The following is a 12,286-nucleotide window of genomic DNA, read 5'->3' as shown; positions in this document are numbered from 1 at the left end:
CGAAGTAGCAGTAAAACGCTACGTGAAGTTCTATAACCATAAACGATTCCAAAGCAGACTAAAAAACCATAGCCCGGTACGATACCGGACTATGGTCGCTTAGCGCCTATTGATTTTTAGGCTTTCTTTTCTGTCCACTTGACAGGGATCAGATCACGCGTCTATGACACCAGCGGGGCGTACACCGATCCTGACGTGGTGACAGACATCACCCAAGGCTTGCCTGCGTTGCGCAGACAGTGGGTCTTGGAACGCGGTGATGTGGAGGAGTACGATGGCCGAGCTGTGCAGCCGTTGGATGACGGCCATGTGCAAACACCAGCATTCTTTTGCTCGATGTGTGGTCCGAAATTCTGCTCGATGCGGATCTCGCAGGACATCAGGGATCAAGCTGCGGCACAAGAGGGCATGAAGGAGAAGTCGGAGGAGTTCCTCGCAACAGGCGGCGAGATCTACCGCTGATCGCAAAAAAAGGCAGGCGCCCAGAGGGGCCCTGCCTTTTTATCTGACGAGGTGTTGAGCAAGCAACACTTCGAACTCTGGCGCAGGTAGCGGTCGAGAGAAGTAGTAGCCTTGGTATTCATCGCAGTTGTACGTCTGCAAAAACTCCAATTGCCCAAGTTCCTCCACGCCTTCTGCGACGACATGCAAGCCGAGCGAGTGGGCCATCGAGAGAATCGCTTTGACGACCAGCGCTTGTTCGGAGTCGTCGATGACTTCGCTGACGAAGCTGCGGTCCATCTTGATCGCATGGATCGGGTATTTGACGAGGTAACTGAGTGACGAATAGCCGGTGCCAAAGTCATCGATGGAGATCTGGACGCCGAGTTCGGTGAGTTGCTGCAGTTTCTCGATCACCGTCACCGACTCCTGCATCGCGACGCGCTCGGTTATTTCGAGCTCGAGGTACTCACTGGGCAATCCGGTCTGGTGCAACACATGTGCCACGCGGTCGACCAAATGCGTCTGCCCAAACTGCATGGCGGAGAGGTTGACGGCGATCTGCAAGTCTGTGTATCCGGCTGTGTGCCACTTTTTATTCTGCTCGCAGGCGGTGCGCAACACCCAATCGCCGATCTGGAGGATCATGTCGGTCTCTTCGGCGAGCGGGATGAACTTGTCAGGAGGGATCAAGCCTTTTTTCGGGTGGTACCAGCGAATCAAAGCTTCGGCCCCTTGGATGTTGCCAGTGGCGATGTCGACTTTGGGCTGGTAGTGCAAGACGAACTCATCGCGTTCCAAGGCTCGCGTCAGGTCTTGTTCCAGTGCTAAACGTTCCGCCGTCTCCTCGTTCATCAGATCGTTGTAGAACTGATAGTGGATGCGCGCTTCCTTGGCACGGTACATCGCGGTGTCGGCATTTTTGATCAACGTCATCGCGTCTTGGCCGTCCTTGGGGTAGAGCGCGATGCCGATGCTGGTCGAGATCTTGAACTCCTGCTCCTCGGTCTCCAGCGGTTGGCAGATGATCTCATACAGGCTCCCCGTCAGGAGGCTGACTTCCTCGGAGCCATTGACACCGCGAAGCAAGACGATAAACTCATCACCGCCAAACCGCCCGGCCAAGCCGATGCCTGCAAGCGCTTCCTGCAAGCGGGTGGAGATGTGTTGCAACAGCAAGTCGCCGACGTTGTGTCCGAGGGAATCGTTGATGCGTTTAAAGCGGTCGAGGTCGAGAAAGAGGATGGCGATTTGCTCGCCTTTTTCCGCGGCTGTTGCCATCGAGGTCTCAAGCTCTTCGATGAACAGACGACGGTTCGGGAGGTCGGTCAGCGCATCATGGTACGCCATGTGCAGAATCGTGCGTTCTGCAGATAGTCGGTCGGTCACGTCCTTGGCGATCACGTATAGACCGTCATCGAGTTGTCCAGCTTCTGTCAGAATCGGGATCGTGGTCACCTGCATCTCCCGATACTGTCCGTCACGATGCCGGACCGATACCTCCACTGCGTGTTGCGGATTGCCAGACAGGGCTAATCCGAAGTGATAGAAGGTCTTCTCCTGATCCCGTTCCAACACGTACTCTGCGAAGTGATGTCCAACTACTTCCTCGGGGCTATAGCCCATCATCTGGCAGCCTGCAGGATTGAGTGAGATCACTTCGCCAAGCGGGGTCAGCGAGACCACGAGATCAGGGTTGTTGTTATACAGCGAATCGAATTGCCGCGTGGATCGCACCGCCTGTTGGGAGGCGGTGTGGCGCTCATCATGAAGGCTCCACATCAGCACGATCTGTATGATCATCGTCACCATACCAATCATGATCGCCAACCACTCGCCGTGGATCAAGTCCAATTCGGATTGGGCGTGTGGGTCAGGCCGGAAATCCATGCCGAGAAGCGCGGAAACGTGTATCCCCGAAAGCGCTGTACCGAGCAAGAGCGCGCTGTAGACAGATCGTCGACCGGGATGTTTGGTGCAACGGAAGTTCAGCATGCGCAAGGCGAAGTAGATCGCAATCATTCCGAGGAGGCTGGAAGTGAGCAGGTAGCCAAGGTGTGCGGAGGAATCGGTGAGCAGGCCCATCCCGAGGATGGCGATGGAGTGCAAGGCGAGGTTTGTCAGCGTCAGGCAGGCGCTGACGAGCAACAAAGTGCGGCGACTACCAGAATGACGGCTATAGAGGTACAAGGAAAGATATGAGAACAGGATTCCCGATGCGAGCGCCAGTACCATCAAGTCAAGATCATACGTGATCGCTTCATCTAGTTGAAGCGCGAGTATCGCGAGAAAGTGCATCGCCCAAATGCCCGTGCCCATCGCGACCGCACCACCTACTACCCACCGATTCACGGCTCGTCGGGTCGTTTGTCGAATGCGTTGTGTCAAGTCACAAACGGTATAGGACGCAAATACAGCCACCAGAACGGACAAGAGCATCAACGACCAGTTGTACGTCCCAAGCATTTCGATCATGAGTTCACCTCGATGCAGTTCATGTTGTTGAGTACAATAATTAGACAAAGATAAGGGAAATCCTCTTTGGGTCCTTACATCGAGTTGAAAGGAATTTATTGACATAAAAAAATCGCGTTTGCCAGAACTGGCGAACGCGATTTTTTATCCTCTGCGCTTGCGAGAATAGGTGCGGCCGATCATGTTGAAGGCGAGCAGTGCGACGAACGCCCAGCCGTAGCCGATCACGCCGAGCACCCACATCGGAGCGGGGGTGCCAGCGCTTTTGTATCGCCACCAGATCGCCGTCCCGACTCCTGCGACGAGAAAGGAAGCGAGGGTGAGCAGCCGTTGCAGGAGCAGGCGTTGGGCTTTTTTCATCATGCGGTTCCTTCCTTTAAATAGGTTTGCAGGTTAGCCAAGTCCTTTGGCAACGGCGCATCAAATCTCATCTCGTTGCCGGTGGTCGGGTGGGTCAGCGTCAGACGGGAAGCGTGCAAGGCTTGTCGTCGCAACAGGCTCTGGCCGGCGCGACCATACTGGCGGTCGCCGATCAGCGGGTGACCGAGGTGGGTCATGTGGACGCGAATCTGGTGCGTGCGACCGGTCTCCAACTCCAAGTGGACGAGGGTTGCCAATTCATAGCGCTCCACGACTTGGTAGCGAGTCAGCGCAAATTCCCCGACCTGTGGACGGATGGCGCGCAGGTTGGGGTTGAGCTTGTCCTTGCCGATCGGAGCGTCGATCACACCGCGTTCTTCGGATACCGTGCCATCGACAAAGGCGAGATACTCCCGCTTCAATTCGCGCTCGCGTAGTTGGCGGTCGAGGTGCTGGTGGGCAAATGCGGTCTTGGCGACAACCAGCAGACCTGATGTGTCGCGGTCGATGCGGTGGACCGGGCGAATTTTGGTGGAGAGACCTTGCTCTTGGTAATGATAGGCGAGACCATGTGCGAGTGTTCCGGTCTGATCAGGTGTAGTCGGATGGACGAGCAGAAACGGCGGCTTGTTCAGCACGATCAAGTCCGCGTCTTCAAAAACGATGTCGAGGTTCATCTGCATCGGTTCCAGTCCCGCTTCCTCCGTGAACGTCAAGGCTGCGCGCACAACGTCGCCGACGCGAACTTTTTTGCTGAGAAAAGCGGGCTTGGCGTTGAGTTGGATGCCCTTGCTGCGCGTGAGTTTCTGGATCATCCGGCGGGAGATCGAGAGGGTGTCGATGAGAATTTCTTCTACGGTGTGGCCAGCTTCGGCCTCGGTGATGGTATGTTCGACCCAGCGACGGGTCGGGGATGAGTGGGTTTCGGTCATGTGCACAACTCCGATCTTATTCTTACCTCCTAGTGTATCCTTTTCAAAACGAAAAGAGCAACCACAATGGTTGCTCTTTCGTTTTCTTGCCAACCCTGTTATTGCTTTTCTTTGAAAGTGTGGCACATCGTGGCGCGGCTGTTGGCCGCTTGGTCCTTGTGCACGTTCTCGCCGAGATCAGAACCGAACTCTGCGTGGAAGTCTCGGTTGGCGTGTGCGTCGATGTCGACGAGAATCGCATCGGCCGCGCACTTCCCACCTTGCGCCCAGTAACTACAGTTGGCAACAGAACAGCGTACTTCCGGCATCCACATGCACTCCTTTCAAATTTGGGTCTATCGGTAGTATGGCTTTTCACTCCCAATCCAACCCTACCCCTATGACTCTTTAACGCTGGAAAGCCCTTGTGTTGCAACGTAGACGCTTGCAAACCCAAGCATTGGATTGTTACTCTAACTTTGACAAGTTTCTGAAAACGGTTTCTTTTGACCAATAGGGGGAGGACATACCACATGGCTGAACACATCGATTTCTTACCGATTCGTCACGTTGATTTCGTCGAATTTTGGGTAGGCAACGCTAAACAAGCGGCCTTTTACTTCGCATCCGCATTCGGCTTCCGTCCGATCGCATACAAAGGCTTGGAGACGGGGAGCCGCGACCGCGTGTCGTACTACATGCGCTCTGGGGATATTCACGTCGTGCTCACGGGTACGCTAGACGACAAAACCGATGTCGCGGATCACGTCCGTCTGCATGGCGATGGTGTCAAGGACATCGCGATGCGGGTAGACGACGCAGAAGCGGCTTACAAGGAAGCGCTCAAGCGTGGCGCAGTCTCCGCTTTTGAACCGAAAACCATCACCGATGCACACGGCACCGTGAAACTCGCTGCGATCTACACCTATGGCGAAACGCTGCACACCTTCGTCGAGCGCGATGACTACAACGGCATCTTCCTGCCAGGCTTCTCGGAGTTCAAGGGTCAACTGCCGGTCAACGAAACAGGTCTCGTCGCCTGTGACCACATCGTGGGCAACGTTGAAGAAGGCAAGATGGACGAGTGGGTTCGCTTCTACAGCGATGTGCTCGGCTTCTCGCAACTGCTGTCCTTCGATGACAAAGACATCTCGACCGAATACACCGCACTGATGTCCAAAGTGATGCAAAACGGCACGGGCCGCGTCAAATTCCCGCTCAACGAGCCGGCACAAGGCAAGAAGAAATCGCAAATCGAAGAATTCCTCGATTTCTATAAAGGCCCGGGCGCCCAACACATGGCGCTGATGACCCACGACATCCTCGACACCGTCGCGAAACTGCGCGCCAACGGCGTGGAATTCCTGAGCGTGCCGGATTCCTACTACGAAGAGTTGAAGGAACGCGTGGGCGACATCGACGAAGAGATTGAGAAAATCAAGGCGCTGAACATCCTCGTCGACCGTGACGAAGACGGCTACTTGCTGCAGATCTTCTCCAAGCCGGTCATGGACCGTCCGACCTTCTTCTTTGAGATCATCCAGCGCAAGGGCGCGACCTCGTTTGGCAAAGGGAACTTCCGTGCGCTGTTCGAAGCGATCGAACGCGAGCAAGAAGTCCGCGGGACGCTGTAAATGAAATACGTCACTTACCTCGCAGAACACGATGCACGCGCCGGTCTCTTGATCGGCGCGCACGTGGTCGATCTGGAACGGGGTCTGGAATGGGCGCAGGGACAGGGACGTTGCCTTGAGCAGCGTCACTTCCCCGCGTCTCTTCTCCGTTTTCTGGAGTTGGGCTTGGATGGGCGCGAATTGGGTGCCTATTTAGAGGAAGAAACAGGTTGGCAGGGAGCGGACTTCGCGATCCCGTTGGAAAAAGCGACGTTGCTCGCGCCGCTCCCAACCCCGCGTTCCTTCCGGGACTTCTATGCGTTCGAGGAGCACGTCAAAACGGCCCGCGCCAACCGTGGAGCGGAGATGGTGCCGGAATGGTATGACTTCCCGGTGTTCTACTTCTCCAATCACAACGCCATCGTCGGCCCGGAGGCTGACGTGGAACGTCCGAGTTACACGCAGCGGCTGGACTTTGAATTGGAGATCGCGATCGTGATCGGCAAGCAAGGGCGCGACATCGCCCCGGAGCAGGCGCACGAGCACATCGCCGGATTGATGGTGCTCAACGACTGGAGTGCTCGCGATGTGCAGATGCAGGAAGTGAAAGTCGGGTTAGGTCCGGCCAAGGGCAAGGACTTTGCCACTTCGATGGGTCCGTACTTGCTCACGCTGGACGAGTTGGAGGCGGTGCGCGACGGGAACCGTTGGGCGCTGGAGATGACTGCTCGTGTGAACGGACGTGTACTCTCGCGCGGCAATTTCCAGCAAATCTACTTCTCGGTCGGCGAACTGATCGCCCGCGCATCGGACGGCGTCACCCTCTACCCAGGCGAAGTGCTCGGAACGGGTACTGTCGGCACCGGTTGCATCCTCGAACTGACGACAGACGTACATCGCTGGCTCGAACCTGGCGATCTCGTCGAACTGGAAGTGGAACGCCTTGGGGTGTTGCGCAATCGAATTGTCTAAAAATAACAGGGCACACCTAGCCGCTACACGGGTTAGTACCATTGAAAAGGAGGCATCCTGTCATGCCTTTTTACCAATCACTTGGCGAAGTGCCGCACAAACGGCACACGCAATTCCGCAAGCAGGACGGCACGTTGTATCGTGAAGAATTGATGGGCACCAAAGGCTTCTCCGGCATCTCCTCGCTGCTCTACCATGCCAACCCGCCGACACAAGTCAAGCGCGTGGAGAAGATTCGCGACCTCGTGCTCGAAGCCGAAACGCAAGGCCCGCTCCAGCACCGCCACTTTTTCACCAACCGATTGGAAAAAGGCGGCGATCCGATTGACGGTCGCACGGTGTTGATGTTCAATGACGACGTGACGATCGGGCTTTGTCAGCCGACCGAACCCATGAACTATTTCTACCGCAACGGTGAGCAGGACGAATTCCTTTTTGTCCATGAAGGGGAAGGCCAGTTGGAGACGGTGTTCGGCACACTGCCGTATCACAAGGGCGACTACCTCGTAATCCCGATGGGCACCACCTACCGCGTGGTGACTGCGACACCGTCGAAGTTTCTCGTCATCGAATCGGCGAGCGCGATCGAAACGCCGAAGCGCTACCGCAACGAGTTCGGCCAGTTGCTCGAACATTCGCCGTTTTGCGAGCGCGACATCCGTCCACCGTCCGCGCTTGAAACGCACACCGAATCGGGCGAGTTCGAAGTTCGCGTGAAGGCACGCGGCATGCTGACCGCGTACTTTTTTGAGTTCCATCCGCTCGATGTGGTCGGCTGGGATGGGTACCTGTTCCCGTATGCGTTCAACATCGAGGACTTCGAACCGATCACGGGTCGTCTGCACCAGCCACCGCCGGTACACCAGACTTTCCAAGCGCACAATTTCGTGATCTGCTCGTTCGTGCCGCGCCTCTACGATTACCATCCGCAATCGATCCCGGCTCCGTACTTCCACTCCAACATCGAGTCGGATGAAGTGCTGTACTATGTCGATGGCAACTTCATGAGCCGCAAGGGCATCGAGGAAGGTTCGATCACGATCCACCCGATGGGCATCCCGCACGGCCCACATCCAGGCACGATTGAAGCCTCGATCGGCAAAACCGAAACGCAGGAACTCGCTGTCATGGTCGACACCTTCCGCCCGCTGCACATCGCCAAGCGTGCACAGGACGTCGAAGATCCGAAATACATGATGTCGTGGAACCCCAACGCCTAAAAAGGAGGCACTCCGATGCAGATTGATCCGAAGTCCCTCCCGTGGCAGGACGCGTACAAGTATCTCAATGGTGCGATCCTGCCGCGTCCGATCGCCTTTGTCTCCTCTGTGGACGAGGCGGGAATTTTGAATCTCGCCCCGTTCTCCTTTTTCACCGCCGTGGCTGCCAATCCGCTGACAATTTGCTTTAGCGTGATGCGCCGTGGTACGGATGGAGCGAAAAAAGACACGCTCCGCAACATCGAAGCCACCCGGGAGTTTGTCGTGAACATCGTCAGTGAAGCGATTGGCGAACAGATGAACATCACCGCCACCGAGTTTCCGGCTGAGATTTCTGAGTTTGACGCATCGGGTTTGACTCCGATCCCGAGCACGGTGGTCAGAGCGCCACGCGTCGCAGAGTCGCTGGTCAACTTTGAATGCAAACTGCACCAGATCGTGGAAGTCGGTGGAGAGGAGCGCGGGGCATCCTCCCTCGTCATCGGCGAGGTGGTCCAAATTCACGTGGACGACTCGATCCATGAGAATGGCAAGATCAACACCCGTGCGCTGAACCCGATCGGACGATTGGCTGGACATGACTACGTTCGCGTCACCGACACGTTTGAGATGATGCGGAAGTAAACGCTCCATACAAAAAACGCTGGTGCATCTGTGGATGCGACCAGCGTTTTTTTAGGCGTAGCGTTGGGCGATGCGTTCGAGACGTTTGCAATACTTGAGCACTTCCTGACGTGCCAACTCTGCGTCGGGCACGGTCGGTTTGAGGTTCTCAAGATCCCAGTAGTCGACCAAGGCTTGGACCACTTGCTTGTAATAGTGGTTCGGGCCATAGTTGGCTTCCTTGGCGATGACTTTCATGCGGTTTTCGAAGTCCGGCATGTGCTCACCCGGCATGAAGAAGCCGAGCAGGACGTTGCGGACGTAGTAGATATAGTTCGGTTCCAGATCCAAGTGCGCTTTGACGGCATCGCGATAGAAGGCATAGTGCAGAGACTCGTCCTTTGCGAGACGGCGCAGCAATGTGCTCAAGGTGCGATCGTAGGGAGCGGCCGCTTTTGCCACGTTGTTGTAGAACACCAACGTCGCGAGTTCTTGGAAGGAAGCGTAAGCCATCGCTTCAACCGGTGTGGTGAAGGAGGATTCAAAGCCGCCTTGCACGACGTGCTTGCGCAGGTGGTGCAGTTCGGTCGGGTTGGAATTGCGGGTGAGGATGAGGTAGTTCTCCAAGAGGTTGCTATGCTGGTCCTCCTCTGCTACCCACGTATGGATAAACTCCCGGATGACATTCAAGGAGCCGACAAACGTCGAAGAGAGGTAGGTGGTAAACCACGGAAGGTTGACTTCGGTGAGCAAGGCTGTTTCAATCGCCGTGTAGATCGCCGGCGGCAGTTTACGTTGTTCCAGAGACCACGGGTTCTCTTTGAAACACGAGCCTTGTTCCCACGGGACAAACTCATGGTAACTCCAGTCGATAGCAGCGGCACGTTCGAGATGATCTTGGTACAGCTCAATCAAACGCTGTTCCAAACGGGGGTCTAGGGTGGGGAGAAGGATCATATTTGACCTCGTTTCTAGAGTTTTTGATGTCAGTCTTGTTGTTCCACTACAGTATAGTGGTTTAGACAAACTTTGCCTATAGTAAAACTTAGGGGTTAAAGTTAGACAATTTCGTCCTCCTAAGCGTACCACATGAGCCGGAAATGAGTTGACCTGCGAGTTCACCAGGTGTTTTTTCTTTTGCAAAAAAAGGAGTATAGTAGAGGTAGAGAAGGGAGTTTTGGTATGTCGACTACATATTCCACCACGTACAAAGTCGAGGATGGGCGCACGCTCAGTGCGACGTTTGCCGATCGCAATGATCGAGACGGGTTTGAAGTCTCGCTGGGCATGTACCGGGTTAACCTCGGCCCGATCACAGAAGCAGTGTTCCGCCAGTACGTCGAACGATTCAAAGGCGAGTGGACGGAACTCGATACATAAAGGAGAGAATGGGCATGGAACAGAGTCATCCGGTTGTCGCCGCCACGCAGTGGGGGCCTTTGCTGTTTACGTTGATTTTCGCGGCGGTGATGGCTGTCGTGTTATATGTTGTGATTCGGCGTCAAGCATGGAAAAATCCCTCCGGCATCCCGGCGGGGGCATTGTCCAAGACGGCGATCTATTTTGCTGGGCTGACGTTGACGTTGATGTTCGCGTTCTACTTGGGGGTTGTCGTCCTCAACAAGATCGGCACGCCGGAAAAAGGGATCGCTTCGATCATCTCTGGCATCACCGTCCTCGAAGCTGGTTTGCTGGGCGCGTTGCTGCCGTACCGCACATTGGCTCGCGAAGGTCGGACACAGCTCTGGGTGTGGTTGGCGACCGGGGTAGCGTATGCGTTCGTTTTTTACCTGTTCGCACAAATTTTGCGGTAATGTTCATAAAAACGCCGTTTGCCTCGGAGGAGGCGGGCGGCGTTTTGTCGTAGTTGTTCAGCATGACACTTGGAACGATTAGGGGGGTTCGAGATGGCGGCGAATACGGTGCGTGGAATCACGGAACAGGAGTGGGGCCGGCTGGTGGCCTGCGCCAAAGGCAAGACGGAGCCGGACTTGGTGGTACAGGGCGGCACAGTTTTGAACGTATACAGCGGTGAGTTGATGGAAGCGAATCTGTGGGTGGTCGGCAACCGCATCGCCTACCTCGGACCGCGTGTATATGAAGGAACACAGGCGCAGGTGATCGATGCCACCGGAAAAGTGGTCACTCCGGGTTATATCGAGCCGCATGCTCATCCCTTTCAGCTCTACAACCCGATGCGCTATGCGGAGACGATCCTCGCGCGCGGGACGACACTTAGCGTCAATGACAACTTGATGTTGGTGCTCGGGATGGAGTTCGGACAGGTCGGGCGCTTTTTTGAACAGATGGCCCAATTGCCGATCAAGATGATGTGGAGCTTGCGACTCGATCCTCAGGCGCACTTGCCGGAGAAAAAGCACAAGTTCGATCATCTGCCGGTCTCGCGCTTGCTGAAAAGCCCCTACGTCTGGCAAGTCGGTGAAGTGACCGACTGGAAGTCGTGGATCGACGGCGATGAGGCGATGCGTGACAATGCCCTCAGTGCGCGGGCGATTCACAAGCGGGTGGAAGGCCATGCGGCGGGCGTGTCGTGGGAGACGTTGAACGTGCTGGTCGCAGCAGGCATCACCGCCGATCATGAGGCGATCAATGCAGAGGAAGCCTTGCGCCGCCTGCGCCTCGGCGTATGGACGACCTTGCGCCACTCCTCGCTGCGCCCTGACTTCCCTGCGATTCTGCCGGAGCTGATCCCGCAAGTCAAGAACTGGAGCCGCGTGATGATGACGACCGACGGCCCGACACCTGAGTACCTACAGAACGGATACACCGACTTTTTGATCCGTCATGCCATCGAGCTAGGGATGGACCCGATCACCGCTTACCAGTTGGTGACGATCAACCCTGCGACCTATTACGGAGTGGATGGCGAGATCGGCGGCTTGGCACCGGGGCGGATCGCGGACATCCTGTTGCTGTCGAATCTGTTGGAACCGACGCCAGAGCTGGTGATCGCGGAAGGTCGCATCGTCGCGAAGGATGGCGAGTTGGTTGAGCAGTTGAAAGGCCCGACGTGGGCAGATGTCGGCATGCCGCCTGTCCATAAAATGGACGTGCCGGTCGATCCTGCGTGGTTTGACGTGTACACGGAGGCGGATACGTTCCCCGTGATGCGGTTGGCGAACCCGGCGATCACGCGCCATGTCGAGATGCCCGTCGAGAAGGACGCGTCGGGTCGTGTGGTCGGGCTGGTCGAGAACTCCGAAGATCTCTGCTATGTCTCGTTGCTCCAACGCGGCGGAGCGTGGGTCTGCAACGGGTTCATCCAGAACTTTTCCACCCAACTCGCTGGGCTGGCTTCGAGTTATACCGGAGCGCGGGAGCACTTGGTGATCGGTCGGGACAAAACAGCGATGGCGGCTGCGCTGGAGCGCGTGCAGGAGATCGGCGGAGGCATCGTGATCGTCGACGAGCAGCACAACGTGCTGTACGAACTGCCGCTGGTGATCGGCGGCGCGATGGGCGACCAGACGGTTGAGGAATTGGTGCAGTCATCGAAGGAACTGGTCCGTGTGTTGAAGGCGTTGGGTCATCCGCACTACGACCCGGTCTACACGTTGCTGTTCCTGTCGTCGGCGCATCTGCCAGAAGTGCGTCTGTCATCGGTTGGGTTGTTCGAGATGAAGACGAAGCGCGTGTTGCATCCAAGCCGTTCGTTACGCTAGAATAGAGA

Annotated in this window: 13 protein-coding genes and 2 pseudogenes; 10 read left to right on the top strand and 5 right to left on the bottom strand. The window is 56.2% G+C overall.

The genetic code is table 11. The features are described from left to right. The 3 genes and pseudogenes from C7459_RS24180 to C7459_RS24225 all read left to right on the top strand — a co-directional run. On the top strand, positions 1 to 103 hold a 103-nt coding region (locus C7459_RS24180; RefSeq protein ID WP_146200985.1), incomplete at its 5' end, for an IS3 family transposase. A 53-nt stretch (positions 104 to 156) separates the two neighbouring features. Further along, positions 157 to 306 (top strand): annotated as a pseudogene (locus C7459_RS23395) (hypothetical protein); the annotation flags it as partial. 15 nt (positions 307 to 321) lie between these two features. Beyond that, positions 322 to 462: pseudogene (locus C7459_RS24225) on the top strand (hypothetical protein); the annotation flags it as partial. 39 nt (positions 463 to 501) lie between these two features. Here C7459_RS24225 and C7459_RS14775 read toward each other — a convergent pair. The 4 genes from C7459_RS14775 to C7459_RS14760 all read right to left on the bottom strand — a co-directional run bounded on the left by C7459_RS14775 (position 502) and on the right by C7459_RS14760 (position 4,516). Beyond that, the gene (locus C7459_RS14775) at positions 502 to 2,916 is read right to left on the bottom strand and encodes an EAL domain-containing protein (RefSeq protein ID WP_170119480.1); all 2,415 of its coding nucleotides are present in this window, start codon (positions 2,914 to 2,916) and stop codon (positions 502 to 504) included. A 144-nt stretch (positions 2,917 to 3,060) separates the two neighbouring features. Next, a complete protein-coding gene (locus tag C7459_RS14770; RefSeq protein ID WP_109690072.1) occupies positions 3,061 to 3,279 on the bottom strand; it encodes a hypothetical protein in 219 nt (72 codons plus the stop codon). Then, positions 3,276 to 4,208 carry an RluA family pseudouridine synthase gene (locus C7459_RS14765; protein ID WP_109690071.1) on the bottom strand — a complete coding sequence of 311 codons (933 nt, stop codon included), beginning with the start codon at positions 4,206 to 4,208 and terminating at the stop codon, positions 3,276 to 3,278. Before C7459_RS14765 ends, C7459_RS14770 begins: the two co-directional genes overlap by 4 nt. A 98-nt stretch (positions 4,209 to 4,306) precedes the next feature. After that, complete coding sequence (locus C7459_RS14760) at positions 4,307 to 4,516, bottom strand: DUF1540 domain-containing protein (RefSeq protein WP_109690070.1); 210 nt, start codon at positions 4,514 to 4,516, stop codon at positions 4,307 to 4,309. 204 nt (positions 4,517 to 4,720) lie between these two features. Between C7459_RS14760 and hppD the strand changes: the two genes are divergently transcribed. The 4 genes from hppD to C7459_RS14740 all read left to right on the top strand — a co-directional run bounded on the left by hppD (position 4,721) and on the right by C7459_RS14740 (position 8,616). Continuing rightward, the gene (gene hppD, locus C7459_RS14755; RefSeq protein ID WP_109690069.1) at positions 4,721 to 5,821 is read left to right on the top strand and encodes a 4-hydroxyphenylpyruvate dioxygenase; all 1,101 of its coding nucleotides are present in this window, start codon (positions 4,721 to 4,723) and stop codon (positions 5,819 to 5,821) included. Beyond that, a complete protein-coding gene (locus tag C7459_RS14750; RefSeq protein ID WP_109690068.1) occupies positions 5,822 to 6,772 on the top strand; it encodes a fumarylacetoacetate hydrolase family protein in 951 nt (316 codons plus the stop codon). A gap of 62 nt (positions 6,773 to 6,834) precedes the next feature. Further along, positions 6,835 to 7,992, top strand: a complete 1,158-nt coding sequence (locus C7459_RS14745) for a homogentisate 1,2-dioxygenase (RefSeq protein ID WP_109690067.1) — start codon at positions 6,835 to 6,837, stop codon at positions 7,990 to 7,992. A gap of 15 nt (positions 7,993 to 8,007) precedes the next feature. After that, positions 8,008 to 8,616 carry a flavin reductase family protein gene (locus tag C7459_RS14740; RefSeq protein WP_109690066.1) on the top strand — a complete coding sequence of 203 codons (609 nt, stop codon included), beginning with the start codon at positions 8,008 to 8,010 and terminating at the stop codon, positions 8,614 to 8,616. 51 nt (positions 8,617 to 8,667) lie between these two features. Here the strand turns inward: C7459_RS14740 and C7459_RS14735 are convergent, their stop codons facing one another. Beyond that, a complete protein-coding gene (locus C7459_RS14735; protein ID WP_109690082.1) occupies positions 8,668 to 9,549 on the bottom strand; it encodes an acyl-ACP desaturase in 882 nt (293 codons plus the stop codon). 228 nt (positions 9,550 to 9,777) lie between these two features. On the opposite strand from C7459_RS14735, the gene C7459_RS14730 reads away from it, so the two are divergent. The 3 genes from C7459_RS14730 (at position 9,778) to C7459_RS14720 (ending at position 12,278) form a co-directional block, all read left to right on the top strand. After that, entirely contained in the window at positions 9,778 to 9,975 is a 198-nt protein-coding gene (locus C7459_RS14730; protein WP_109690065.1) for a hypothetical protein, read from the top strand. 14 nt (positions 9,976 to 9,989) lie between these two features. Then, complete coding sequence (locus C7459_RS14725) at positions 9,990 to 10,409, top strand: hypothetical protein (protein ID WP_109690064.1); 420 nt, start codon at positions 9,990 to 9,992, stop codon at positions 10,407 to 10,409. A 93-nt stretch (positions 10,410 to 10,502) separates the two neighbouring features. Next, on the top strand, positions 10,503 to 12,278 hold the full coding sequence (locus C7459_RS14720; protein ID WP_109690063.1) for an adenine deaminase C-terminal domain-containing protein: 1,776 nt from the start codon (positions 10,503 to 10,505) through the stop codon (positions 12,276 to 12,278). Positions 12,279 to 12,286 lie beyond the last annotated feature (8 nt).

The sequence above is a fragment of the Tumebacillus permanentifrigoris genome (assembly GCF_003148565.1).
GTDB classification, from domain to species: Bacteria; Bacillota; Bacilli; order Tumebacillales; family Tumebacillaceae; genus Tumebacillus; species Tumebacillus permanentifrigoris.
The sequence above is the reverse complement of the archived record's forward strand: the minus strand, read 5'-3'. Positions and strand labels throughout refer to the sequence as shown.